The sequence below is a fragment of the Burkholderia sp. 572 genome (assembly GCF_040545135.1).
GTDB classification, from domain to species: domain Bacteria; phylum Pseudomonadota; class Gammaproteobacteria; order Burkholderiales; family Burkholderiaceae; genus Burkholderia; species Burkholderia cepacia.
The window spans coordinates 220,821-242,942 of record NZ_JBEPLH010000004.1; the positions used below are offsets into that span (position 1 = coordinate 220,821).

27 protein-coding genes are annotated in these 22,122 nt (G+C 60.7%); 7 read left to right on the forward strand and 20 right to left on the reverse strand.

Going from position 1 to position 22,122, the window contains the following annotated elements; translation table 11 throughout:
- The first annotated feature begins 158 nt into the window (after window positions 1-158).
- Window positions 159-677, forward strand: a complete 519-nt coding sequence (locus ABIC51_RS09540; protein ID WP_027787503.1) for a VUT family protein — start codon at window positions 159-161, stop codon at window positions 675-677.
- 250 nt (window positions 678-927) lie between these two features.
- Here ABIC51_RS09540 and ABIC51_RS09545 read toward each other — a convergent pair whose 3' ends face one another.
- The 3 genes from ABIC51_RS09545 to ABIC51_RS09555 form a co-directional block, all read right to left on the reverse strand.
- Window positions 928-1,314, reverse strand: coding sequence for a hypothetical protein (locus ABIC51_RS09545; protein ID WP_138143321.1), 387 nt, complete (start codon window positions 1,312-1,314; stop codon window positions 928-930).
- Window positions 1,315-2,066: 752 nt separating this feature from the next.
- Entirely contained in the window at window positions 2,067-3,389 is a 1,323-nt protein-coding gene (locus tag ABIC51_RS09550) for a COX15/CtaA family protein (RefSeq protein ID WP_081080075.1), read from the reverse strand.
- Between the two features lie 61 nt (window positions 3,390-3,450).
- A complete protein-coding gene (locus tag ABIC51_RS09555; protein ID WP_354006420.1) occupies window positions 3,451-4,122 on the reverse strand; it encodes an SOS response-associated peptidase family protein in 672 nt (223 codons plus the stop codon).
- Between the two features lie 81 nt (window positions 4,123-4,203).
- Between ABIC51_RS09555 and ABIC51_RS09560 the strand changes: the two genes are divergently transcribed.
- Window positions 4,204-4,668: a hypothetical protein gene (locus ABIC51_RS09560; protein ID WP_354006478.1), complete on the forward strand. Its 465-nt coding sequence runs from the start codon at window positions 4,204-4,206 to the stop codon at window positions 4,666-4,668.
- A 43-nt stretch (window positions 4,669-4,711) separates the two neighbouring features.
- On the opposite strand, the gene ABIC51_RS09565 is transcribed toward ABIC51_RS09560, so the two are convergent.
- The 4 genes from ABIC51_RS09565 to ABIC51_RS09580 are packed head-to-tail and all read right to left on the reverse strand — an operon-like array spanning window position 4,712 to window position 6,405.
- Window positions 4,712-5,191 carry a DUF2514 family protein gene (locus ABIC51_RS09565; protein ID WP_354006421.1) on the reverse strand — a complete coding sequence of 160 codons (480 nt, stop codon included), beginning with the start codon at window positions 5,189-5,191 and terminating at the stop codon, window positions 4,712-4,714.
- Window positions 5,188-5,736: a hypothetical protein gene (locus ABIC51_RS09570; RefSeq protein ID WP_226190046.1), complete on the reverse strand. Its 549-nt coding sequence runs from the start codon at window positions 5,734-5,736 to the stop codon at window positions 5,188-5,190. Before ABIC51_RS09570 ends, ABIC51_RS09565 begins: the two co-directional genes overlap by 4 nt.
- Entirely contained in the window at window positions 5,733-6,230 is a 498-nt protein-coding gene (locus tag ABIC51_RS09575; RefSeq protein WP_175899895.1) for a lysozyme, read from the reverse strand. The genes ABIC51_RS09570 and ABIC51_RS09575 overlap by 4 nt, the downstream gene beginning before the upstream one ends.
- A complete protein-coding gene (locus ABIC51_RS09580) occupies window positions 6,223-6,405 on the reverse strand; it encodes a hypothetical protein (protein ID WP_027791743.1) in 183 nt (60 codons plus the stop codon). Before ABIC51_RS09580 ends, ABIC51_RS09575 begins: the two co-directional genes overlap by 8 nt.
- Window positions 6,406-6,501: 96 nt before the next feature.
- Here ABIC51_RS09580 and ABIC51_RS09585 point away from each other — a divergent pair, with 96 nt between their 5' ends.
- Together ABIC51_RS09585 and ABIC51_RS09590 are read left to right on the forward strand one after the other, a co-directional pair.
- Window positions 6,502-7,269, forward strand: coding sequence for an SGNH/GDSL hydrolase family protein (locus ABIC51_RS09585; RefSeq protein ID WP_354006422.1), 768 nt, complete (start codon window positions 6,502-6,504; stop codon window positions 7,267-7,269).
- An 8-nt stretch (window positions 7,270-7,277) separates the two neighbouring features.
- Complete coding sequence (locus ABIC51_RS09590) at window positions 7,278-8,291, forward strand: acyltransferase family protein (RefSeq protein ID WP_196481668.1); 1,014 nt, start codon at window positions 7,278-7,280, stop codon at window positions 8,289-8,291.
- A 139-nt stretch (window positions 8,292-8,430) separates the two neighbouring features.
- On the opposite strand, the gene ABIC51_RS09595 is transcribed toward ABIC51_RS09590, so the two are convergent.
- The 5 genes from ABIC51_RS09595 to ABIC51_RS09615 are packed head-to-tail and all read right to left on the reverse strand — an operon-like array spanning window position 8,431 to window position 13,676.
- Complete coding sequence (locus tag ABIC51_RS09595; RefSeq protein WP_354006423.1) at window positions 8,431-10,665, reverse strand: hypothetical protein; 2,235 nt, start codon at window positions 10,663-10,665, stop codon at window positions 8,431-8,433.
- A gap of 60 nt (window positions 10,666-10,725) precedes the next feature.
- Window positions 10,726-11,388 (reverse strand): DUF2612 domain-containing protein, encoded by a 663-nt coding sequence (locus tag ABIC51_RS09600; RefSeq protein WP_136470487.1) that lies wholly within the window; start codon window positions 11,386-11,388, stop codon window positions 10,726-10,728.
- Window positions 11,388-12,569: a baseplate J/gp47 family protein gene (locus tag ABIC51_RS09605; RefSeq protein ID WP_334054174.1), complete on the reverse strand. Its 1,182-nt coding sequence runs from the start codon at window positions 12,567-12,569 to the stop codon at window positions 11,388-11,390. Before ABIC51_RS09605 ends, ABIC51_RS09600 begins: the two co-directional genes overlap by 1 nt.
- Window positions 12,566-12,919, reverse strand: coding sequence for a contractile injection system sheath initiator (locus ABIC51_RS09610; RefSeq protein ID WP_334054175.1), 354 nt, complete (start codon window positions 12,917-12,919; stop codon window positions 12,566-12,568). The genes ABIC51_RS09605 and ABIC51_RS09610 overlap by 4 nt, the downstream gene beginning before the upstream one ends.
- A 7-nt stretch (window positions 12,920-12,926) precedes the next feature.
- On the reverse strand, window positions 12,927-13,676 hold the full coding sequence (locus ABIC51_RS09615; RefSeq protein ID WP_354006424.1) for a Gp138 family membrane-puncturing spike protein: 750 nt from the start codon (window positions 13,674-13,676) through the stop codon (window positions 12,927-12,929).
- Between the two features lie 9 nt (window positions 13,677-13,685).
- On the opposite strand from ABIC51_RS09615, the gene ABIC51_RS09620 reads away from it, so the two are divergent.
- Window positions 13,686-14,057, forward strand: coding sequence for a hypothetical protein (locus tag ABIC51_RS09620; RefSeq protein WP_354006425.1), 372 nt, complete (start codon window positions 13,686-13,688; stop codon window positions 14,055-14,057).
- On the opposite strand, the gene ABIC51_RS09625 is transcribed toward ABIC51_RS09620, so the two are convergent.
- Genes ABIC51_RS09625 through ABIC51_RS09640 form a run of 4 tightly spaced genes read right to left on the reverse strand, consistent with a single transcriptional unit; the run spans window position 14,054 to window position 18,124 of the window.
- Window positions 14,054-15,025: a phage protein gene (locus ABIC51_RS09625; protein ID WP_175899914.1), complete on the reverse strand. Its 972-nt coding sequence runs from the start codon at window positions 15,023-15,025 to the stop codon at window positions 14,054-14,056. The genes ABIC51_RS09620 and ABIC51_RS09625 overlap by 4 nt on opposite strands.
- Window positions 15,022-15,339, reverse strand: a complete 318-nt coding sequence (locus ABIC51_RS09630; RefSeq protein ID WP_175899916.1) for a phage baseplate plug family protein — start codon at window positions 15,337-15,339, stop codon at window positions 15,022-15,024. The genes ABIC51_RS09625 and ABIC51_RS09630 overlap by 4 nt, the downstream gene beginning before the upstream one ends.
- Complete coding sequence (locus ABIC51_RS09635; protein WP_060276468.1) at window positions 15,339-15,914, reverse strand: phage baseplate protein; 576 nt, start codon at window positions 15,912-15,914, stop codon at window positions 15,339-15,341. The genes ABIC51_RS09630 and ABIC51_RS09635 overlap by 1 nt, the downstream gene beginning before the upstream one ends.
- Window positions 15,911-18,124: a mannosyl-glycoprotein endo-beta-N-acetylglucosamidase gene (locus ABIC51_RS09640; protein WP_354006426.1), complete on the reverse strand. Its 2,214-nt coding sequence runs from the start codon at window positions 18,122-18,124 to the stop codon at window positions 15,911-15,913. The genes ABIC51_RS09635 and ABIC51_RS09640 overlap by 4 nt, the downstream gene beginning before the upstream one ends.
- Window positions 18,125-18,348: 224 nt before the next feature.
- Between ABIC51_RS09640 and ABIC51_RS09645 the strand changes: the two genes are divergently transcribed.
- Complete coding sequence (locus tag ABIC51_RS09645) at window positions 18,349-18,711, forward strand: HNH endonuclease signature motif containing protein (RefSeq protein ID WP_354006479.1); 363 nt, start codon at window positions 18,349-18,351, stop codon at window positions 18,709-18,711.
- On the opposite strand, the gene ABIC51_RS40845 is transcribed toward ABIC51_RS09645, so the two are convergent.
- From ABIC51_RS40845 to ABIC51_RS09660, 4 genes are read right to left on the reverse strand one after another with little or no spacing between them, the layout of a single operon-like run.
- Window positions 18,668-18,817 (reverse strand): DUF6889 family protein, encoded by a 150-nt coding sequence (locus tag ABIC51_RS40845; protein ID WP_416360338.1) that lies wholly within the window; start codon window positions 18,815-18,817, stop codon window positions 18,668-18,670. The genes ABIC51_RS09645 and ABIC51_RS40845 overlap by 44 nt on opposite strands.
- A 47-nt stretch (window positions 18,818-18,864) precedes the next feature.
- The gene (locus ABIC51_RS09650) at window positions 18,865-19,404 is read right to left on the reverse strand and encodes a phage tail assembly chaperone (protein ID WP_175899923.1); all 540 of its coding nucleotides are present in this window, start codon (window positions 19,402-19,404) and stop codon (window positions 18,865-18,867) included.
- A gap of 2 nt (window positions 19,405-19,406) precedes the next feature.
- Window positions 19,407-19,847 carry a phage structural protein gene (locus ABIC51_RS09655; RefSeq protein WP_060276460.1) on the reverse strand — a complete coding sequence of 147 codons (441 nt, stop codon included), beginning with the start codon at window positions 19,845-19,847 and terminating at the stop codon, window positions 19,407-19,409.
- Between the two features lie 15 nt (window positions 19,848-19,862).
- Window positions 19,863-21,338, reverse strand: a complete 1,476-nt coding sequence (locus ABIC51_RS09660) for a DUF3383 domain-containing protein (protein ID WP_354006427.1) — start codon at window positions 21,336-21,338, stop codon at window positions 19,863-19,865.
- Between the two features lie 94 nt (window positions 21,339-21,432).
- Here ABIC51_RS09660 and ABIC51_RS09665 point away from each other — a divergent pair, with 94 nt between their 5' ends.
- Complete coding sequence (locus tag ABIC51_RS09665; RefSeq protein WP_354006428.1) at window positions 21,433-22,122, forward strand: hypothetical protein; 690 nt, start codon at window positions 21,433-21,435, stop codon at window positions 22,120-22,122.

Consider the following 22,122-nt stretch of genomic DNA (forward strand, 5'->3'; position numbering starts at 1 on the left):
CGCAACATCACGTCGACTGAATACGGCCATACAATCTCGCGTCGACGATGGATTGACGAATACCGGCGGCACTGTGGCGATATCCTGTCCAATCGGCCATGTATGGCAAACTTCGGCTCCGAATCGACGCAGCGCGCACTCTTTACCGCAGGGGAATCATGTACGTCTTGATCTATATCGCAGCGGTCGCCGTCGCCAATCTGATGGTCGCTCATTTCGGGCCGGCTGCTACACCGATCATCGCGTTCCTGCTGATCGGCCTCGATCTCGCGATTCGAGACCGGCTCCACCTCGATTGGCGAGGCCGCGCGCTTTGGTCGCGAATGTTTGCGTTGATCGCGGCCGCCGGTGTCGTCAGTTATGCACTCAATCCTGCCGCCAAGGAAATCGCCGTCGCGTCCCTGGTGGCGTTCGGTTCGGCAGCCGTGGCGAGCGCAGTCGTGTTTCAACTCGCACGTCGCTTTCCGATACTGGCGCGCGCAAACGGCGCGAACGTCGCGGGTGCCGCTGTCGACTCCATCATCTTTCCGCTTATTGCGTTCGGGGCCGTGTTTCCGACGATCGCCGCGCTGCAGTTCGTCGCCAAGGTGGCTGGCGGCGCCTTGTGGTCGTGGGTGGTGTTTCGAAACACTCGATCGGCTCAGGCGGGAATCGCGAGCAATGTGGTCGATCGGTGAGGACGGGTTTGCTTTTCGCGGCATTCGCTACGTTCGAATGCGCGTCTGACCGGACGCGCAAAAACAACAATCCCACTCGGTCGCACCATACCCCATCGCCATGCGCTTGCCGTCCGAATAGCGGCGACGACGTTTTGATAGATGAAGGCCGGAGCGCATCCAGCATCTTGCGCCAGCTTCAGCGCCTGACTCACCTGCTCAAGAAAGGGAAACAGCGCGATGACGTTGCGAGGATGACGCGGATCGGAACCTATCGGGTGGGAACCCTGGCCAAGCGTCTTACAAGCAGTGCTGCAAGCACCTCCAGCTGATACACGATCGCCACGACGTTGCACGCGATGAGGGCAAAGTCACCAAAATCCACCGGATGCATGTGATAACCGATTCGGTGGTTATCGATGATTTTTTCGAACGAGGCAATGGCCGACGGCAAGCTGACGACGCTCCCGCAGATCAATAGAACGCTGACTCCCGCAACGTATTTGATTCGCGCCTTTTGCGGCAAAACGCAAGTTGCGAGAAGCAAGCCGATGCCGCCTGCGGTGGAAAAAAGAAAAGACCACGCTATAGGCCAATCCACGGTCCAATCCAGCAAAAAATGGATAAACACAAGCCACGACAAGATCAGCAGGGGCATCGCCGGTGCGACTCCAGCGAGCAGATAAAACGACGTCCTCACCACCCTGAGAGTCGTCATAACCGTAATCTTTGGCCTTGAATCGGTTTGCCGTTCCGTTGTCTGGCCAACGGGTTTACTCTTTGACCGCATGGATTCCCCGAGAAGCCTCGAATTCCAAATCCTGTGGAGCCCATCAATTTACCGTAGAACGCCGCTCCGCCAATAGCGCGCGCAAAACGCAACCGGAAATTTGACCGCCCGCTCCTTTCGGCGCATTGGCGCGGCTGCGTTCATTCACTCGGATTCCCGGCACCGCAATTTTCGACTGCACGAAGTACGACACTCGGCATGTCTACGCGATCGCGATACCGTTGGCCGGAATGACCCGCTCGTGTGAGCGATACAGCTCAAGCACGACACCGAGTTGTTCCCGACTGGATGCGCAAAATGGATGGATGGCGAGCAGAACGCTCTGGAGGGAGACGACGAGGCTTGAATCGACGCTATTGCGCCTGATCGCCTCCCGCAAAGCAAAACAGGCGCCTAAGCGCCTGTTTTGTTAATGCATTCGGTGGGGTGGCTGATGGGACTCGAACCCACGACGACAGGAATCACAATCCTTATACATTTCCATTATATTTCAATAACTTACAACGAAACACTGGAATATGTGGTGTCGTGAACGCCGTGTCTGGCGTAACACAAGTTCATCATCTTCCAGAATAATTTCGCTTCCTCTCATGGTCGAGAATCCCGCCCCCTATGGAATTTCATTCAGTCTGCTTCGGCGCTGGCTGCTCGGATGGTGTGGCTGTATTCTCTTTTGCCGTTCTCAGCGCACTGAGGGCACCGATGCCCGCTTTGGCGAGGTCCTTTACCTGGTCCGCAAAATCTGGCACCAAATTTAGCGCCTGTTTCACCACTGGCGACGATGCTAATTCGTGCAACGGACTGCCATGATTCTCGGAGTCGACGAACCGGAGCGGCAATTCGTCAAGACGTGTTAGCGCCGTCGACAACAAACGTGCCTCCATCTCTTTGTCGAATCGCGTGGTCTCACGTCGGAACCCTTCGTAAGCTCGCGACACAGATGCTTTGAATGCATAGTCTTCCGACAATTTGAAGCGTTGCCCGATTTGCTTCGTTGATAGCCATGCAAACCAAACCGGTGCCCCAATCGACAGCAATGACAAAACCATATTGAGTGCAACTACTGACGGCGCAACCGTTGGATTATTGAACAAATTGGTCAATGAATGTAGTTGCTTCGAACCAAAAAAGCCTCCCGCCACCAGTGCACATATCAACCCTGCAACCCAAATCCACATCGACCGTGACAAGACAGACGATCGTTCAGTAAATGCCGCAGCAAGGCCAACACTCGTTGCCGCTGAATATGCAGTCTCACACCGCTGAAGCACAGCCCTCGCCTCAGCAGCGACTTGATTCATCTCCGCGCTGAATTTTTCTGCGTGATCCCTCACCGCAATAATTTTTTTGTAATCGTCTGTCGCCCCAGTGACATACGATATCACTTGTTTTCGGGCCTCGTCTAACGACTCCAAATCTTCCGGGAGTTTATCCGCGGCTTCGTATGCATTCTCGACGCGAGAGAGCATCGCATCAATATTTCCGGTTCTCGGCTCAATGCCATTCAACTGCGCCTCAAGTGCTCTAAGCCGACGAGTTAAGCGCCGTTGAGCCTCCGCAGTGTTCTCCGCTCCGCTGGGGGCAAAGTTCTTGAATACAACGTCAAGAGCAGTGCGTAGACCCAGAAGGGTAAGTACGAAGGCCGGAACCCCGATTCCGGCATTTCCAGGAATATTATTTATAGTACTTGTGCGAAGGAATTGGAGTCGACGAACATAATCCTGAACCCGCGGACATGCTTCCTCAAGCGGAACCTGGTCACCCCGCTCGTTAATTAAGGAAATAATACTATCAACCTCTTCTTTAAGCTCAATCCGAGTAAGCCCGGGAAAACTCCAGTTTGATGCTGCAATGCTAAATGGTTCGTCGTTTGGAATCCTAGTCTGAAGTTCACTCGCAATTTGGTTCAGTTCAGTCTTTATACTTTCCAGCGTTGGATGCATCGCGTTCCCCCGATCGATATTTTTACTATGGATCGAATGCTACCAAACTCGACCTCCATGGTCACTTCGGCAAAACTACCATCTCGCCAGCAGGATAAAGCTGTAGCATCGCTCGTGCGGCCTCGACGTTCGACGTCGTCAGCCATTCCTCCCAGTCGTCCGGCCGCAGGATCACGACCGCGCGCTTCTCGTCCTCCGGCTTGTGCATGCGGGAGAAGATCGGGTGCCCCTCGCCGCTCACCGTGATCATCGACATCGTGTGATGCTCAGTCCCGTCCGGGCTCATCAGCGTCCGCCAGATCCCAGCGACGCACATCGTTCGCCAGTCGATCAACCCGATCCGGTGCCACACGTTCTTCCCCGTCTCGTAGCACGGCTCGTAGATCCAGTCGGCCGGGATCAGGCAGCGGCGCCCGGCGCGCCAGGCCGGCCCGTACAACGGCGACTTCCCGAGGTTGTCGTCACGCACGTTCATGGTGCTGCGCATGATCGGCGGTTTCCGGCCCTGCTCCTTCGCTTTTTCGATGTTGGCCTTCTGCAGCGCGCGCGGCCAGAAGCCAAAGCCGGCCGCCAATGGTCTGAGCTTTCCGTCGACATTCGCGACGATCGGCGCGAGGTAGTCCTGGTAGATCTCCGGCTTCCACGGGAAGTCGCGGTACAGGTCGCTGAACGGCTCGATCCGCAGTTCGCGGATCTCGTAGTCCTCGTGCGGCGCTCGGTAGTTTGTACACATCGCCCGTCCCCATTTTTCCGGCCTTGACTAGGGTAGCTTATCGCGAAATATACTGTGTTTTTATACAGTGGTGGCGACGTGATCAAGCCAGAGTGGGCTTACATCTGGGAGTACGGGTTCCAAGGCGACAAGACGCGCCGGAGGACGCCTATCGAGCTCACGAAGCTGGAATTTGAACTGTGGATCGACCAGGACGAGAGGTCGACGTTCCTGAGCTCGTGCACGCCGATCGAGGCCACCCGAATTGATCGCAACCGCGTGCCGCTCACGGATCCGCGCTTCAAGTTGAAGCCCAAGATGCCGGAATTTGATGCGCCGACCGATGCCGAGTTGCGAGCCCTATGGCGCGAGTACACCGACCTTCAGGTGCGCTGGCTCATCCTCGAGATTCTTGCTCTTCGAAAATCGCTGGACAGGGTTCAGGAGTGGTTCGACTACGTCGACAAGAACATCCCCGACCGCGGGGAGCTGAGTGGTGGGAATGGAAAATTTCAGGAGCTGCGCCACCTTCTCCGGAAGGAAAAGGGGCGCGCTGGGATGATGTGACGCGCAGCAGCCATGACTGCGAGCCCGTCAAATGTGGAAGGTTTCAGCGCGCGGCCGCCGTCAAGGCGTCGTAGTCGCGCTCACACTGCTGGCCGGCGATGCGGGCGCGGTCAGCGTACTCTGCCAAGTCGCCCGCGCGCTGGTCAGCGCGGCCGAGCACGTCGGCAAGCAGATCGAGGGCGTCGCCGGCTGCCGGGCCTCCGGTGGTAGCGGCGGAATGGCGGGCGGCTGCGACGAGCTGGTCGACACGCTGCTGCAGGCTGCCAGCGGCAGCACGAGCAGCAAAAGCATCCGCCAGCGCGGCCGTGCGTTGTTGGTTCGCATCGTTTGCGATCTCCTGTTGTGCCGCGGTGCGGCGTTGTTCCTCGGCTCGCGCGGCCGCGGCGGCGTCGAGCTGCGCCTTCTGCGCGGCCACGACCGTCGCGCGCGCGCCGTCGACGTGCCCCTTGAAGTAGCCGCCGGCGAGGCCGACGACAGCCGCCACAATGATGGCCAGCCAAACACGTGGATCGAACCAGGTCATTTCGGCTCCTTCGCGTGCAGTTGCTTCAGCTCGTCCGGCGAGTAGACGAAGCCCGGCAGCAGGAACGCCTGCACGCTCCAGACGGGATCGCTTTCCTCGTGCCGGCCGTGATCCTTGCCCCGGTGATGGAGCGCACACAGCAGCAGTTGGTTGTAGGTCGAGTCGACGAACGCCTCCGGCCGCGCCGGATCGAACGCCTCCCAGTCAAAGCCCTGCGTCAGCCGGATCACGTCCCAGACCGGATGCTGGCGCGGGATGGGCACGATGCGCTGCAGCTTGTGGCTGAACATCGTGTCGACCTGGTTCAGCGCGACGCCGCGGATCCACTTCCAGTCGATCGCATGCGAGAACGCCCACTCGAAGAAACGGTGGTGCGACTCGACGGCCTGGTCGTCACCGCAGACTGCGCAAACGTAGCCGCCGGCCGCCTTCATCGCGCGCTTGCTCGCGCGGAACGTCGGCGACTCGGCGCGCGGCTCGTGATCGGGATAGAAGACGTCCTCGGCAAGCGTGCGCCGCGTCTCGTGGGATTTCGTGGTCGTCATAGATCGCGCTCGCACAGTGCACGCTCTTCAGCGCGCCGTTTCACCAGACCCGGGAGTACGCGGCCGCCGGCCGTCACCCACTGCGGCCGCCCGTTGTCCGCCTCGTTCATCGCGCGGCACGCGCCCTTCCAGTCACCGGCGTTGAACCGCTTCGCTGTCGTGCTGCCGCAGTACGCAGTCGCGCCGACGTTGTAGGCAAAACTCACAGCTGCCGCGAGCTGGTTCGTGTGCCCCTTCAGACCCGGCGTGCACTTCAGCACCGGCTCGGCATGCTCGATGAGCCGCTGCTCCAGGCGCGCGTGGCACTCCTCCGGCGTGAATCGCTGCCCGGCGTGCACATCCTTCGTGTCGCCGTTGCACGCCGTGATGATCCCGATCGGATCGGGCCGCGCGACGAGCTCGAGCCCCTCGAATTTCGGGACCATGGAAAAAAGAAGGGCTGCCGCAGCAGCCCCTACAACGCTGGCAAGCGTCTTCTTCGGAACGTTAACCATCGAGCAATGCCCTCTTCCCTTTGTTCTTGACCAGGTAGTACGCCTGCAGCCCTATGTACGCGATGGTCGCGACGGCTACCCACCAGTTGATGTCGTGGCTCGTAAGCCATAACCAGAGATTGCCGCCAACCGCCGGCACAGCCTTTGCTGCGCTCGCAACGACCTCGCTCTTCATCGAGCCCCCGTAATGAAAAAGCCGCCCCGAAGGCGGCTGGTTACAAACCTTGATCTTGTCTCGCCCGTTCTGGGCATCTACCACTCGAGGTAAAACATGAAAATGAACTTGGCCGCGCTCGCCGCGGGGATCGCGCTCGCCTGTGCATTGTCAGCATGCGGCCGCGGCGATGGGGACGCGAGTAGCCCCATTCCGCATGCGAAGGCCGACACCATCCCGGCGTTGATCGACGTCTTCGGCGACAGCACATCGAAGGGCGTACAAACTATCGGTGGTCGACTATTCAACACTGCGGACAGCGAACCTGCGATCCTGCAGAACATGCTTCAGGCGCGATTCGGGGCCGGCGCAATCGTCAACAACCAAGGCGTCGGCGGAACGGAAGCCGCGCAATTGCTCAATGGCACCGATGGAGTTCACCCGCCGTTCGACCAGGTGATGGCTGCAAGCAAGGCGAAGATCGTCGTCTTCAATTTCGCACTCAATGCCAGCTACTACGCATCGAAGCCAACGGAAGGCATCCCCATAGAAACAGTCGATACTTACTGGGCCAACATGTCGCAGCTCTGCCAGATCGCGCGCAAGTACGGCAAGATCTGCGTTTTCGAAGAGCCCAATCCGGTCAACGGCGTTCAAAATCCGAACGCGCCGATCTACGGATATGTCTCCGTGCTCCGGCAACTCGCAGCGCAACTGAATGCACCACTCATCGCGCAATTCGATCAATTCCAGACGCTTCCGAATTGGATGGCGTGGCTAAGCGAAGACCAGACGCATCCGACGGATGCGGGATATGCATACAAGGCGGCAAATACGGAGGCGGTGTTGCGGCCGATTGTGGCGGGTCTACTGGGAGCCCGCTAAAGCCTTGTGTGAGAGAATCCCGAATCCCAAAGAAAGAGCGCATTGTGCGGATACTCTCACTACAGGCCCTGCGCGCAGTCGGCGCCATCGCGGTCGTTCTCTATCATGCCGGAACGCTTGGCGCAGGGATCAATCTGCGTGTGGGCGCTACCGGCGTCGATCTGTTCTTCATCATCAGCGGAGCGGTAATGTACCTTTCCGTCAATGACCAGACCAGTATGCCCAGTTTCCTCTGGGCGAGATTTACACGAGTTGTCCCGCTGTACTGGATCGGAACCATCGGAGCGGTGGGAGTCTATATCGCCAAATCAGGGCATTTCCCACCGATCCTCGATATTGTTACGTCCGCCCTCTTTCTGCCGTCCGAGCACTTTGGTGACTTCCCGATTCTCTATCCGGGCTGGTCGCTTAATTACGAAATCTTCTTCTACGCGCTAATTGCGGTCCTGCTTATGTTCGGCTCAAGCGCCATGGGCCTTGCGGCAACTACCACGCTGGCGCTCGGCACATTGCATGAGTCGGTGCAAGCTCCTTATGCTGAATACTACTGTCAACCAGTAATGATCGAGTTCGCAGCGGGCATCCTGATCGGCATGGCAATACGTGCCAGGCTCACCCCAAGCCGTGGCGTATCGCTAATGCTGATCTGCGTCGGGATCGCGCTACTTACTCTTCACTCGCCTGAGTCGAAAATCAACGCAGCTATCGGCTGGGGTGTTCCGTGGGCCATGATTCTTGTCGGCTCCACTGCCTTCGATTCATCCCTCCTTGTTCGATCGAAAGTCACCCAATTGCTCGGGGCAGCGAGCTATTCGATATATCTCGCGCACCCGTTCGTCATTTGGGGAATCGAGGCGTTCACGGGGGATAGGAACAATCTCGTCTTCGCTGCCGCAGCGGCCCTGTCCATTCTCTCTGGCCTGATAGTGCATCTCGCCATCGAGAAGCCGTTGCTATCTGGCCTGCGGAAGTTTCAGCCGTTCAGCAAATTGAACGTTCCGGAAGGAAAGAGCGCGGCGTAGGATGTCCACCGCTCATCGGCGCTATCCACGGTCCCTTGGTTCGGCCACACATCGGGGTCTTGAGGACACGAAAACGATGCGACGATCTTGTCCTCGGTGGCATCTGAGAATGAGACATAAATTTCCATTTTTCACCTGTTCAGAACGTGTATTCGTATAGGCCGACCGTGAATGTCAGCGTTCCGCTTGATGCGGCCGCGATGTAATACAAGGTCTGCGGCGTGACGAGCGGGACGTGGGGGAATGACGTTGTTACCGATGATGCGTTCGTCGGCATCGTACCGCCTTGACCGACCGCACCAACCCCTCCCGACGAACCGGCAATGTTTGAAGAAAGACCCGCTGACGCAGTATTGCCAGAAATTGCCTGATAGCCTCGGCACGTCTTCGCGTTCGGCGGCACTGCGCCGGCAACGGAGAATGAGATATAGCTCGCAGCGGACACCGTGGTGTTAAGTACAGTGAAGCCCGGCGTCGAAATCGTGCGGCCGAACTGGCTACCCACGTTGAGCAGACCGCCCGAAGTCGTCTGCCACACCGAAACGAGCGCCGATGCCGTATAGCCGGACGGCATGTTCGCGCCCCCGTACACGTTGGGGGCCGTTGACGATGTTGCGTTCGTGGCCAGCAGCGCAGTCGCCTGCGTAGCCGGATTGTAGATCGCGTAGAGCGCCACAAAGCCCGGCGCCGGCGCCGAACCGGTGTCCATGCCCCCCGCGCCAGTGGTTGCGAGGTTGATCGTCTTGTTGAAGTTGGCGATCCGGAATGCGGCGCCACCGAGCGCTGTTTCGACGACAACCTCGTCGGCGGTGAACGTCGCCGATGCGCTTGCCGATGTGACCGACATTGCGGCGTTGCGCATCGAGCCGACGACGGCGGCAGTAGATCGCTGCACAAACGCCGTCGTCGCCAGTCTCGTGCTGTTGTCGAACTGCGCGGCCGTAACGCCTCGGACTTGGGCGAACTGAATAGCCGCAGTCCCCCCCGCGACATCCCACTCGGTACTCCCGCGCGCAACCAGAAGCAGTGAATCACCGACCTGGAGTGTCACAGGCTGGACGTTACCATTCGACCAGATGAAATCCGCACCCTGCGTTGCGATGGCAAGGGGGCCGCTTCCGAAATTGAAAAACAGGATTGCTCCGCCGCTCGGCATCGACGATCCAGATGGAAGCGTGAGAGTGCCACCGGACGCGCCATACCACTGGATTGCTTGGCCTGCGTAGAAGGCAGAGAGAGTAGTGTTTACGTTGAACGCAGTAAAACTGCCGAAATTCCCGAGTGCACGCTGAACAAACGCGGTCGTCGCAAGCTTGTTCGAATTATCGAATTGCGGCGACGTCGTTCCGAGAACCGTCGTGTAGCTTGACAGGTACCAAGCGCCAGTATTGCTGACGAACTGAGCTTGCTCGCCCGCGTTCAGAGCGAACGTGTTCGACAAGCCTCCGACCTGGCTGTTGATGTTCTCGGTTCCGCTCCCCTTAACGGTCATGCCGACCGGAGTGCCGATCGTGATTGTTGCCCCATTGGGAACGCCAGCGACAGGCGGCAACGTCAAAGTTATACCTGTGCCGTATGCCCAAATGAATGCTCCGACGTGGCCGCCGTTCAACGATGCCGTGGCATTGATACCCTGAATACCCGAAAACGCCGCACCGGATTGCTTCACGAACGCTGTCGTAGCAATGCGCGAGCTGTTGTCGTACTGCGCCGGTGTTTGCGCAATGGGGCTGCGCGTATAGTGGCTGACGATGGTCCAGTTCGATCCATCGGAAACGAGTTCAACCGTCGCTCCGACGTCAATTAAAAACGTCGATGCTCCCATCGCTTGGTTGTAGATGTTCGCCGAGGGCGTCGCGATGGTGACCGACGTGCTGTTATTTGTGACGTTTGTGATCGTGTACGTGAGATTGATAGTCGTCGGCGCAGGCAACGTGATTGTGGATGGCCCGCTTCCACCAGCCTGTATCCACGATCCCGTGTCGGAAGCCGCAAGGGTGCCGGACCCTACGACGTACTTTCGAGTTTGAAAATTCCCGCCGGCCCGCTGAACAAATGCAGTAGTCGCAAGTTTCGCGGTGTTGTCGAACTGCGGAGCCGTGATCCCAGCCGCGTTGATCGCTGCTTGCAAGTTCGCCAGGAGCGTCGCAATCGTGCCGTCGTCGACCGAATTCTGGCCGGAAAAGTTAGCGGTGAACTGCGCGAGCACCGCCGCCATGATCGAGCTCTGGCGCCACACCTTGTTGAGCTGCGCCGACAGCGCGGTGCCGGACTGAAATCCCGACAGACGGGCCGCCAGCGCCGCGTACGTCACCTGGTCGATAACGTTCGGGGAGCTGCCCCCACCGAACACGAGAAAGTCGTTCGTTGCCATCAATGCTCCGAGCATAAAAAAAGCCACCCGAAGGTGGCTTGCAGACAATGCGATAGGCGGTTAAACGGGCCTGCTCCAGGCTCCGACGTCGAACCCGGCCACAAGCTGATTGCTCATGTCGAATCCGAACAGGGGTGATCCGTCGACGGACGTGACGACCGTGTAGTTGACCCGAACACCTTCGGGCTTCAGGGGGATGTATCCGCCGGAAAGCAGCGCGAGGAACGTCGCCGGCGGGACCTTCCCGGCAATGCCGATCGTCATCGACATGTCCTGGTGGTCCTCGATGAACACGTGCGTGTCCGCGTCGAAGATGCTGTTCAGGATCGCCGCGCTCTGCTCGAGCGTCCCATCCCAGTGGTTCGCGCCGATCTTCGCGCGGATGACCAGCCGGTACGTGTCGTCGTCCAGTACGGTCAGCCCCGAATCTGGATCGAACGGTCCCTTCCAGGTGCCCTGGTCGAAGCCGAGGCCTGCGATGTCGAACGAGAAATAGACACCTGTCAGCGGTGTACGGATCTTCCGCGACACTCCAACCCAGAGCCCGACGTCGTCCAGCTGGACGCCTACCGCGTTATCGAGGTCGAACCTGCCGGGCATGCTCTGCAGCACGCCCATCTGGTCTACGAGCGGCTGTACGAGCGCTTCGACGGTCGCCATGAACCGCGGCTTGTCGCTGTGCTCTGACGTGATCAGCGCGGTGTATTCGGTCAGGTCAGCCATCAGGTCACCACCAGCGTCACGTTCGCCGGCGTGCACGACGCCGCTTCGTTGAACAGCAGCGCAACATCCGGCATGCCGGCGCCACGCGGCCCAGTGAGCGTCAGCCCAGACAGCTTGAACGTCACCCCACCGCCGACGCTGTTCGCCGCGGTCAGGGCGTCACCCCATTCGACGCTCCCGGACAGGCCGCCGCCGATCTGCACGCCGTTGATGTAGTCCGACACCGCCTGCTGTATCTGCTGACCCGCCTGCGTCGTATATCCGCCGAGCGCCTTGATCGTCACGGTCGCCCCGATCGGTGCGCCTGTCGGTCGGAAGAAGCTGATCGTGATCGGCCGGCCATAGATGTCCGCGACGACGATCGACGTCGTGCCGAACGTGCCAGCGCCCGGCGTCTTCTTCGCCGCGATCGCATTCGCGATCGCCGTCGCGTCGCCACCCTCGACGACGAGCGAAATCGAGTGCGACGGGATGCCGTTGGCGTCGGTCGAGCTCGTGTCGTTTTCGTAGGCGACGTACCGCGTGACGCCGGGCACGTTCGCCACTGCACCGATGATGCCGTCGAGAACCGTGAGCGATGGCAGCGCGGTCGACACCGTCTGCCGCTGCCGCAGCACCGGGTCCTTTTCGACTGGGGCGCCCTCGGCAGCATCCGCCGGGTTCGTCACCGACTGCCAGCCGAGCGCTGGCGTCGCGATCTGGTTGATCGTGCCGGCACGCGCGGACACGTCGCCGATCGACGCACACGTGGCCGTCACCGTGATCGTGCCGCTCGGCGGGATCGTCACCGTCGCCGGCAGCAACCACTGCACGCCGTTGGTGTCCTTCGCCGCGCCGTTCGTGATCGTCTTGCCAGCTTGGCCGATCAGCACGAGGTCCGCGCTCGAGTACGACGCGATCTTCCGCGCTATGCCGTTGATTTTGACGTTGCTCGACAGCGCATCGCCCTGCGCGGTGGCGGGGCTGAACGACCGGTAGATCGCGATCGAGACCGAGTTGACGTCGCTGATCGCCTTCGCGAACACACCGAGTAGTTGACCGTCCTGGCTGTCCGGCTCCAGGTACGTGTCGGCGCCGTAGATCGATCTGTACTGGTCCTGCAGAAACGCGAGCACGTCCGCGTACGTCGGCGCGGTGATACCGTTCGCGTCGATGGTGGGTGCGAGGGTCGTGAGAGTCACAATGTCGCCTGTACCGTGGTGGTTCCGTAGATGGTGTTGATCGTCGCGGTAACCGTCAGCACGCGCGTCTCGGGATCAGCCGTACTCGAGTAGTTCGTGAGTTCGGTCACACCGTGTGTGGCGAGGATGCACTTGCGGATCGCCGCGTCGTACTTGCCGCTGGTGTACTTCCCGAGTACGTCGGTGTCCCATGGCATGCCGGCCGTCGTGTCGAGGAACCATTCGCCGCGCAGCAGACGCAGGCGTGTCAGCACGGCCTGCGCGACCGCCTCGGGCGTGTTCACGAGGAAGTCGGCCGGGCCTCCGCCGAAGACGTAGTCGCCGTCTGCGTCAAGTTTTCGGTATCGCATGGGAGTCTCAGTTGACCGGGCCGGTGTTGCCGCCCTGCGGATCGGAGTGCGTGTGCGTGTCGTCGACACGCTTGCCGTTCGCCGTGATCTGGCCGATCACGTTGAGGATGCCGTTGAACACCGCGGCGGCACCGCTCGCGGCGCTGCCGACCATGCCGCCGACGAACGTCAGCAGCCCGGTGATCGTCACGGCCGCCGAGAATGTCGACAGCGGCGCCACCACATCGAAACCGCCCGGCGCAACGATCTTCACCTTCTGCAGCGCCGGGTTCAGGTCGATATACGTCGCGCCGTCGTCGCTGCGCAGCTGCGTCGAGGTGCCGCTGACGCCGACGAGAGCGCGCGGTCGCGAACGAAAGCCGAGCAGCGCGAACCCGTCCGACAGGTCATGCATGCGGAGCTCGGCTTGCTCCTGCACCCCGCCCGACTGCCACCACGCGTCGATGCACCGCGAGGCGAACACGACAAGGCACTCATCACCCTGCTTGACTGGGAACGTCAGCGTACAATTTCCGCCAGCTGGAAACTGGACCGGGCAGTCGACCAACAGCGGCAGTGCAACGCTCTGGATCGTGCCGTCGATGCCGCGCACCTGTGCCTTGATCGCCGGCTGCACGCTGCATGTCGGCGGCCGGTCGGCAGCGCTTTCGAACGACTGGATGACGCCGGGCAATGCAGTCCAGATGCCCGCGCGCACGCCGTCGAACGCTTCACGCAGTGCGACCTCCGGGTCGCCTACCCTTTCACGTCGATCCATGGGATGAAAATGAAAAAACTGCTGTTGATCGCCGCGCTGCTCGCGCCGCTCGCCGCCATCGCTGACGACGCCTACGTCTACCCGTTCGCCGGCATGAAGGTCGGCGTGACGGTGGACAATCAGTTCCCGACGATCCTGTACACCGCGCAGAAGTGCGACCTGCCGCTGGCGAACGCGCAGAACATGCGACGCTACGAGTCCTACCGCGGCGTCTGGGACATCGGTTGCTGGGGCGAGACGATTGACGGTGACGCCGTGATCATCGTTCCGAAGATGCCGACGAAATCCATCCCGCTCAATACTCTGGCGCGGGCCGACGTCAGCAGCTACATAAACTGGGCAAAAATGACCATCAAGGCGCTTCCGACGTACGGCCGCTAGCCGAACCTCTTGATCACGTCGGCGGATGGCACCGCCGCCTTGTCTTTGAACGAGTCAGGTAGCACCGTGACGTCGGCCGCGAGGCATACCACGCTCGTGTACCACTCTTCGCCGCGCGTATCGCCGCTCACCTCTGCGAGCATCACGTAGTAGAAACCGTCGTCCTGCAGCTTCGCCTGCATCTCGATCCGCTCGTTCTCGGCCTGCTGGCCCACATTCAAGCTGTACTCGTACTGCTGGATGCTCGCGTTGTCGAGCCAGATCAGACGGCCGATCTTTACGCTCGGATTCAGCAGCATCTTCACCTCGATGCCGTTCGCCGTCTGCTGCGGCAGGCCGACCATGCCAGTCGCGGAAGTGATCACCGGGATCTCGCCAGGCATGTATGCCGTCTCGGGCACCATCACCACCTTGCCGTCTTGGATGCTCCAGACGGTCTGCGTGGTGCGCGCGGTCCATCGCATGAAGTCCCGCGCCATGCCAAACATCACCTTGCCTCTCGGCAGCGGGTTCGACGGCAATTCCGGTAGATAGCCCTGCTGCACGCCATACTGGCCCATCGCAGTGCATACGGCCGCCACATGGTCGGCCGGCGTCGACCCGGCCGCGAGCGTCGTGTTCACCACGGCGAAGTTGTACGCCGAGTCGCCGTCCGCCGCAGTGATATCGATGAATGTATCCGTCTGGCTCTCGCGCCCGCGCCGTACCTGCTTGATCTGTCCATCGAAGATGATCCCGTAGTTGCCCTCGTAGCCGGCCTGCAGCACGACGCGCGTGAATTCCTTACTTTGGGCTCGTCGTGCCGTATTCGCGGACACGTTGTAGACGCGGATCCGCGCCGAGTTCGGCGTCTGCAGGTCGCCGCGCTGTACGCGGAACACGATCCGCAGCTCGGACAGGTCGAGTGCTTCTCCGCTGTCGAAGCCGATGATCAGCGATACCTTCCGGCCGAACTGCTGAACGCTCATTGATCCGTCACCCAGAAAACATGCGATCCGATGCCGAGATCCTCGTACGTCGGAACGTCGTCCGGATCAGCAGCGCCCTGCACCCACAGCCGTCCTTGGAACCCAAGGTGCTTGTACTGGCCGAGCAGGTCCATACCGGTAACCAGCGGTATGCCCGATACCAGGGGATTGTCCGATGCGTCAGCGATGTCGAGCACCCACCCCGCGCCGCCGGCCTTGCGGTACTGGACGGTCAGGCGATAGTCAGTCCCGCTCAGCGTCACGGTGAAGCGCTCCGGGCGCGGAGAAAACGGAATCTCGAAGAAGCTCGGCATCACATACTCCCCGGCGGTACCGCGCCGCCCGGCGCTGGCGTCGCGGGCATGGCGGCCTTCGTGCCGCCGTTTCCGGTCTCGGCCGTCGACGCCGGGTCGGCCTGGTTCTCTTTCGGAGGCAGTTTCGTAACCTGCGTCGACACGATCCGGATCTGCTTGAGCGTCGCCGTCAGGATCAGCGCGCTCGACGTCTTGGCGTCAGTCGTGAGCCGCAGCCCCTGCAGAAGCATGTTCTGGTAGAAGCGGCGGCTCGTCGTTACATCGAACGGCGTGCGTGCCTGCTGTAACGCAAGCAGCTGCGAGTAGATCGCATTCACGTACTGCGCCGATGGCAGGCCACCGCCATCGAACGTCGCTTCCGCGGCGCCGAGCAGTGCCTCGTAATCGGCATTGCTCCAGCCGCAACGTATCGCAACATCCGGCTGCCGCTTGAAGGCGTGATCGGTGATCTGCGCCCCTTGCTCGACCGGATGTTCCGTGATCGTGAGCTCGTCGTTGTAAACCTCCTCGATCGCGACCTGCACCGTAATGCTGCCGATCTTCTTCGGCGAGATCATGATCATGTCGAGAATCATGCGACTACCCCCTGAAGGTTTCGAACCAAGTCGGAATTCACCGCACGCTGCTCACGCTCAACTGCCCGGCCCGCTGCGGCTGGATCACCAGCGCCGCTCACGTGAATCTGCGTGGTCTGGTTCACCTCGACCTTCGTCGCAGCCGCCGACGTGGCCGCGGCTTGCGCCATCGCGGCAACCGGCTGCTGATAGGTCGCGCGCGTATTGCGCAGCGCCGCCTCCATCTCGGCAGCCGAGATGCTCGCGCGGTTGTTTCCCTTGCCAGCGTAGTAGCTGCGACCGGTATCCGGATCTGCCACGCTCGCCCACTCGCGCGATGCTGCCCGCAATGCCGCGCGCAGGTCACCGCTTCGCCCTTCCACGTAGTCGGCGATCGCGCGCCGCTTGTTGCGCACCAGGTACTGCTCGAAGATCCGATCCTGAAGCCGTCGATCGAACATCTCATTGCCTTTCAGCTTCAACCCACGCGCAGCTTCGGCCAGCGTGCTGCCGATGATCTGATAGCGGCCGGCCGCGTTGAACTGCCCGGCACGCTGCGCGGCCATGACCTGCGCCAGCGTCATGCCTTCGAGGTTCTCAGTGCCGGCACGGTAACCGCCGCGCGCGCCGCGATTCACGCTGTTGTAATCGCCTTCACCGCGTGCGATCAGCTTGCCGAACGCCGTGTCCGCGAGCTGGCCGAGACGGCCAGCGAGACCGCTGTCGTCGGGAATGGAAACACGCTCGATCTGCGGCGCCGGCAGCTGCGGCGGTTGAGTCAGATTTTCCTGACCGGACGTTACCGAACTCGGTACTGATGCCCTTTCGCCAGCCTGCGCCGGCGCTGAAGCCGGAACAGACGCACCTGATGGAGCCGGCGCCGCCGCCGGTGCCGCTGCCGTGGCAGGAGCCGGTGTCCCCGACGACTCGCGAACGGGAGTCGGTTCCGGCGCACTGGATGGCGCCTGAGTCGTTGGCTGATCCGAGCGCGGCGGAGTCAGCTTCGCGCCGCCTCCATCCTTCACGCTGTCGATTTCCTCCTGCGTGTAGCCGCCGGTCGCGTCGAGGCCGCGGCGATCTTTCAGCGTGAGGATGTCCCACAACGAGCGGAAGCGGCCGCCCGACAGCTGAGCGATCAGCCCGTCGACTTTATCGCGCAGCGCATCGCCGATCTTCCAACCTGCGAACGCAGCACCGACGGCAGCCACTGCCGTCGCGAGACTGCCGAGCACCGAAAGCAGACCGCCACTCGCGGCAGTAGCACTTGTCGTCGCCGCACCCGCTGCGCGCAAGGCCCCTGCCATCTTCAGGATGCCGCCAGCGATCCGAAACACACCCAGCGCCTTCAATGCCACGCCGAGTAGCAGAATCTTCGTCGACCACCCGTCGGTGCCACGATCGAGCTCTACAAACTTGTCGGCCAGCCAGGCTAGCGGCGGCCCCATTGCTGCGGCCGCCTTCACGACAGCGTTCGCGACATCGGTAATCCGATTCGCGATCTCATCGCCGTGCTCGTCCATCCACCGTTGAAAGCGATCGAGGCTCGGCCCGATCTTCTGCAGCATCGCGCCCTCGACACGGATGCCGAGATTCTCGAACGACGTGCCGAGGCCGCGCAGCTGCGTCATGAACCGGTGCGAGTCGTCCGCAGCCTTGTCCAGACCCGTCGTCTGCGACATCTCGCGATACTGCTTCAGGAGCTTCTCGAAGTCCCCGTTGCGCATCGCGAGCATCAGGTTCTCGTCAATGCCGAGAATATTGCCGTATTGGCTGGCAAGCCAGGTCGGCTTGTTCGCCAGCGACTTCCCGAGGTCCGACATGATGTCGACCGTGTCGCGCAGCTCGCCGTTTGCGTTGCGCGTCTGCACGCCCAGCGTCGCGAGGTATCCCTCGCCCGCCGGGTTGTTGCGCAGGAAGCGCGCAAGGTTCTCGATCGTGCCGGTGGCCGCCTCGGCGGAGACGCCCATGTTGCGCGCGGCGAACTCGAAGCCGCGCAGGTTGGTTGCCGATGCGTCCGTGCGCTGCGACACGAAATACAGGCGCTCGAGCTTCGACGCGAATGCCGCGACGCCGGCGCTCACCGTGAGCGCGGCGCCGGATACGGTGGCGATCAGCTGCTTGACGCCCTTCGTCGTGCCTTCGACGCCTTCCTTGAAGTTCTTCAGGCCCTTCTCGTCGACCTTGAAGCCCAAAGCCACGAGAAATTCACGGATGACTACGCTATCGGCCATTTTTTAATCCGATGATGGGTACCATTTCAGGTCGATACCGTCTGACATCTAAACCGCGTATGTCACGAACAAAAGCACTCACGCAGGATCGTCTCAAACAGCTACTTCACTATGATCCTGGAACTGGCGAATTCAAGTGGCGCGTATCTCGCGGAACCGTGAAAGCTGGATCGAAGGCCGGCAGCAACAACCAAGGGTACGTTGACATTAGCATCGACGGAGTAATGCACAAGGCGCATCGCCTCGCGTGGCTGTACATTCACGGGAGATGGCCGGACGACGAACTCGACCATCGAGTCGGTCGCCGATCTGACAATCGAATCACTCAGATCCGCGAAGCTACGCATGCCGAAAACATGCGCAACCGAGGCGCATACGCGTGCAACAAGTCTGGCTATGCCGGAGTCGACTGGCGACCCAGTAGAGGGGTATGGCGCGCTCGCATTGGTCTCGACGGGAAGCAAATCCATGTCGGGAACTTCGCCACAGCGGAGGAAGCGCACAAAGCGAGAATTGCACGGCTGAAGGAGATGCAGGACGAGTTTAGGCGCCTGCCTCTTGAATCCTACTCAGATGCTCCTGAATAAGCGCTTGATTCTCGCCCTGAACCGCTAGCATGTCATTCATCAGCGCAATGTCGGCGAGGTCCAACGTGCCATCCTTCAAGCTCTCGTAGCTACACATGCCGCGCATGACCGGATACAACAGCCAGTCCTCTCCTCCCGGAAGGCTCCGTAACTCTAACGAGCTGAGGTCTCGCTCGCCCCGGGGCTGGAAAGGAGACCTTGAATAAAATTGCCCAGGTTCGCCACCACAACGCGCACGACGAGCGGCAGCATCACGTCGATTCCGATGTCGTCGAACATCGACGTCTTGTGAGCGATGTTCCAGACCTTCGCCCAACCGGCGCCCTGCCAGCGTTCGACGACAGACAGGCACGTACCGAAGACGTATTCAGCGTCCTCGTCCTTCAGGCTGGCCAGCGCATCAGCGAACGGCTGCAGCACCGGCGCGATTGCGTCGACGAGCGTCAGCAGCTCGCGCGGCTGGTCGACTACAGGCGCCGCCTCCTCGCCGCTGGTGAGCGCCGCAAGCGCGGCGTTCGCGCGGGCCTGCTCGCGCGCGACATCGGCCTGCTCGAGTTCGGCGTAGAACTTCATCAGCACCGGAATCATCGGCGGGATGATCGGCGCGATGCGCCGCGACACGTGGAACTGCTGCATCGCGCTCAGCTTGCCGATCGCGTATCGCACGCTGTTCAGTTGGACTTCGGTCGTCATGCTCAGTACGTCCCGAGGATGTTGTCGATCTTGATCGAGTCGAAGACCCATTCGACGATGTCGCCGTCCTTCGCGTATTTCAGATCCGGCGCCTTCTTGAACGCGCAGCTGCGCGCGGTCATCACGTCGCCGGCCGCCGTCTGCCGAACCTCGATCAGGTTCTTGCCCCACAGGCGACTGTCGAGCGACTGTGCGTCGTACAGCGCCATCAGCTTCGCGTTAATCGGCGCGGTCTTCAGGTAGCGCAGCGTGACCTGACCAGACTTGTCGGCATGCAAGCTGTGCATGCCCTCGCCATCCGAGCCGATCGTCATCGTGTTCTTGTCGCCCGCGCGCACGATCGTGATGCCTTCTTCCGCGGTTGCTTCGCCGTAGCCGAGCGAGAACGCCCCGCCCGGGCCCACGATCGTCGCCGCGACGTCCTGAAAGCTGTAAGTCGTCATGTTGAGATGCCCTTGTTAGCGGTTGACGTTGACGAGGATGTCGACGCTGTGGATCGCGCCGGCTTCCTTCGCCGCGACCTGGAACGTGACGGACTTGCGCGCCTCGCGATCGGCCTGTGACTGCGTGGCGATCGGCGGTGCATAGACGTAGTAGCCCTGCGCCAGCGTGTCGCCCTGACTCAGCGCGCCGAAACCGGCCGAATTCCAGACGCCCGGCGCGAGATACCCGTTGTTCACCCCCGCCTCGCCGGCCGCGGAGATCGTGGCCGCGATCGTGGCGTTGCCGCCGTCGGTCTGCGGGATCTTCGTCGGGCTCTGGTACAGAAGGTTGTAGACGTCCGTCTCGATCCGGTTACGGAACCAGATCGCGTTGTATACCGAGTCGATGAACAGGCCGCTCGGTGTCACGCCATACTGGATGATCGACGTGTCGTTGCTGTAGTTCACGAACACGTTGCAGTTCTTCGCCTGCAGGGTGTTCGCCTGCGTGCTGGTCAGTTGTTCGGCAGCGACGCTCGGCTCCTGCTTTAACATCACCGTGATCGTCGTGTTGTTCCCGTCGAAGTTCACCGTCAGCAGCCGGCCAAGCAGCGACGACACCGCGTACGGCGTCGCGCTCGAGTACTGCACGACCGTGTACTGGAGATTCAGCGCCTTCAGCTTGCTTGCGATGTCGGTCGACACAGTCGAGTCGAGCACCTGCGGGTTCTGCGTCGTGATGCCATAAATATGGCGCTGGTCGGCCTCGATGAGCGTTGCGACCGCGATGTGCTGCGCGTCGGTGATCGACGCGTCAGCGAAGTCGAGACCGAGGAATTGGTTCGCAAAGCGGTCAAGGAACACCGCAGCAGCGTCCACCGGCTGTTCCGGTGCAATGCCGGCCGCCGGCGTACCGGCGAGGCTGCTGGTCAGTCCGAGCATGGACGACACGTCCGTGCCACTGCCTGGCGCGGTCGCGAACCCAACGGTCGAGCTGGTACCGGACGTGCTCGACGTCACCACGAACCGCGAGCCGTTCCACGCGATCGTCGCGCCGGTCAGCTTCGCGTTGATCACCGTCGCGACCCCATTCAGGTTCGTCTGCGCCGAGAAATCGAGAGCGGTGACAGTCTTCGCGGTGCCATCGATCGTGATGTTGAACGCGCCGGTTGTGATCGCCTTCCAGGCGGTCATGTCCTGCTGCGCCGTCGACAACACACCGCCACGCAGCGATCCGGAGGTGGCGGTCTTCGCCCAACGGCCGATCATGATCTGTTGCGGCTGCGGCACCTGGTTGAACGCGAGAGCCGCCGCGTAGTACTCCGGCGTGTTGGTGCCGTAGTCGGCCGTCACCTCGTCGATGCCACCGTACGAGCGCGCTCGCTCGTTGGTATCGATGACGGCCGACGGGCCGAGAATCAACGCAGTGTTCAAATTCGCGCCCTGCGCCGCCAGCGCGGCAAGGTTGATCATCACATTGATCAGACGCGATACCGGCAATCCCGTGGTCATATATCCCTCACATGTAATCTGCAAGAAAGAAAATTCCTGTAGGATATTTCTCGCAATACGTAAATAAACACCAATCCACCTACGGGGAATTCACATGGAACTTTGGAAAATCGTTATAGCCGCAGTCGGCGGACCAACAATATTGATTGGCGCAGTCGCGTATCTAGCAAAATCGCTAATCGGACAATGGCTATCCAAAGAACTTAAGAAATTTGACAGCGAGCTCACATTTAAACTAAAAGCGTACGAAATAGACAGCCAGTACGCGAATCAAATAAAATCAGAAAATTTAAAATCAGAACTGCAACTCAAATCGTATGACTACCAGCTCAGATTTTCTAATCTTTACGAAAAGCGAGCGGCCGCGATATCCGAATCGAATCGCTTGCTCGTCGATGCAATTATCAAGATCGACTCCGCACTCGCACCACTTCAATTGGCCGGCGACACTCCAGTGAGTGAAAAATACAGCGACGCCAGCGAAAGTCTCAGACAATTCATGATTCATTTCGAGCACAATCGGCTCTATGTTCCAGAAGATGTGTGCGATAAAGTCGACGAGCTTTCGAAGACGATTCGAGAAGTCCTCCTTAAATTTGGGGCATGGATAAACATCCCGGACGGGTCATTAACCGCACAGAATCAGCAAGCGAAAATCGAACAGCACATGAAGGCATGGGGTGCTCTAAAACATGAGATTCCGTCTGCAAGAAGAGCGCTCGAGGCGGCATTTCGCAACTTACTCGACCCGAACCATAGCGCAGGCGGCCCCAGCACCATATAG

What these genes read in the sequence shown, in the direction of transcription:
- ABIC51_RS09540 (WP_027787503.1), top strand. Translation starts at nt 159, where the DNA reads ATGTACGTCTTGATCTATATCGCAGCGGTCGCCGTCGCCAATCTGATG.
- ABIC51_RS09545 (WP_138143321.1), bottom strand. Translation starts at nt 1,314, where the DNA reads ATGCCCCTGCTGATCTTGTCGTGGCTTGTGTTTATCCATTTTTTGCTG.
- ABIC51_RS09550 (WP_081080075.1), bottom strand. Translation starts at nt 3,389, where the DNA reads ATGCATCCAACGCTGGAAAGTATAAAGACTGAACTGAACCAAATTGCG.
- ABIC51_RS09555 (WP_354006420.1), bottom strand. Translation starts at nt 4,122, where the DNA reads ATGTGTACAAACTACCGAGCGCCGCACGAGGACTACGAGATCCGCGAA.
- ABIC51_RS09565 (WP_354006421.1), bottom strand. Translation starts at nt 5,191, where the DNA reads ATGACCTGGTTCGATCCACGTGTTTGGCTGGCCATCATTGTGGCGGCT.
- ABIC51_RS09570 (WP_226190046.1), bottom strand. Translation starts at nt 5,736, where the DNA reads ATGACGACCACGAAATCCCACGAGACGCGGCGCACGCTTGCCGAGGAC.
- ABIC51_RS09575 (WP_175899895.1), bottom strand. Translation starts at nt 6,230, where the DNA reads ATGGTTAACGTTCCGAAGAAGACGCTTGCCAGCGTTGTAGGGGCTGCT.
- ABIC51_RS09580 (WP_027791743.1), bottom strand. Translation starts at nt 6,405, where the DNA reads ATGAAGAGCGAGGTCGTTGCGAGCGCAGCAAAGGCTGTGCCGGCGGTT.
- ABIC51_RS09585 (WP_354006422.1), top strand. Translation starts at nt 6,502, where the DNA reads ATGAAAATGAACTTGGCCGCGCTCGCCGCGGGGATCGCGCTCGCCTGT.
- ABIC51_RS09595 (WP_354006423.1), bottom strand. Translation starts at nt 10,665, where the DNA reads ATGGCAACGAACGACTTTCTCGTGTTCGGTGGGGGCAGCTCCCCGAAC.
- ABIC51_RS09600 (WP_136470487.1), bottom strand. Translation starts at nt 11,388, where the DNA reads ATGGCTGACCTGACCGAATACACCGCGCTGATCACGTCAGAGCACAGC.
- ABIC51_RS09610 (WP_334054175.1), bottom strand. Translation starts at nt 12,919, where the DNA reads ATGCGATACCGAAAACTTGACGCAGACGGCGACTACGTCTTCGGCGGA.
- ABIC51_RS09615 (WP_354006424.1), bottom strand. Translation starts at nt 13,676, where the DNA reads ATGGATCGACGTGAAAGGGTAGGCGACCCGGAGGTCGCACTGCGTGAA.
- ABIC51_RS09620 (WP_354006425.1), top strand. Translation starts at nt 13,686, where the DNA reads ATGAAAAAACTGCTGTTGATCGCCGCGCTGCTCGCGCCGCTCGCCGCC.
- ABIC51_RS09625 (WP_175899914.1), bottom strand. Translation starts at nt 15,025, where the DNA reads ATGAGCGTTCAGCAGTTCGGCCGGAAGGTATCGCTGATCATCGGCTTC.
- ABIC51_RS09630 (WP_175899916.1), bottom strand. Translation starts at nt 15,339, where the DNA reads ATGCCGAGCTTCTTCGAGATTCCGTTTTCTCCGCGCCCGGAGCGCTTC.
- ABIC51_RS09635 (WP_060276468.1), bottom strand. Translation starts at nt 15,914, where the DNA reads ATGATTCTCGACATGATCATGATCTCGCCGAAGAAGATCGGCAGCATT.
- ABIC51_RS09640 (WP_354006426.1), bottom strand. Translation starts at nt 18,124, where the DNA reads ATGGCCGATAGCGTAGTCATCCGTGAATTTCTCGTGGCTTTGGGCTTC.
- ABIC51_RS09645 (WP_354006479.1), top strand. Translation starts at nt 18,349, where the DNA reads ATGCACAAGGCGCATCGCCTCGCGTGGCTGTACATTCACGGGAGATGG.
- ABIC51_RS40845 (WP_416360338.1), bottom strand. Translation starts at nt 18,817, where the DNA reads ATGCGCGGCATGTGTAGCTACGAGAGCTTGAAGGATGGCACGTTGGAC.
- ABIC51_RS09650 (WP_175899923.1), bottom strand. Translation starts at nt 19,404, where the DNA reads ATGACGACCGAAGTCCAACTGAACAGCGTGCGATACGCGATCGGCAAG.
- ABIC51_RS09655 (WP_060276460.1), bottom strand. Translation starts at nt 19,847, where the DNA reads ATGACGACTTACAGCTTTCAGGACGTCGCGGCGACGATCGTGGGCCCG.
- ABIC51_RS09660 (WP_354006427.1), bottom strand. Translation starts at nt 21,338, where the DNA reads ATGACCACGGGATTGCCGGTATCGCGTCTGATCAATGTGATGATCAAC.
- ABIC51_RS09665 (WP_354006428.1), top strand. Translation starts at nt 21,433, where the DNA reads ATGGAACTTTGGAAAATCGTTATAGCCGCAGTCGGCGGACCAACAATA.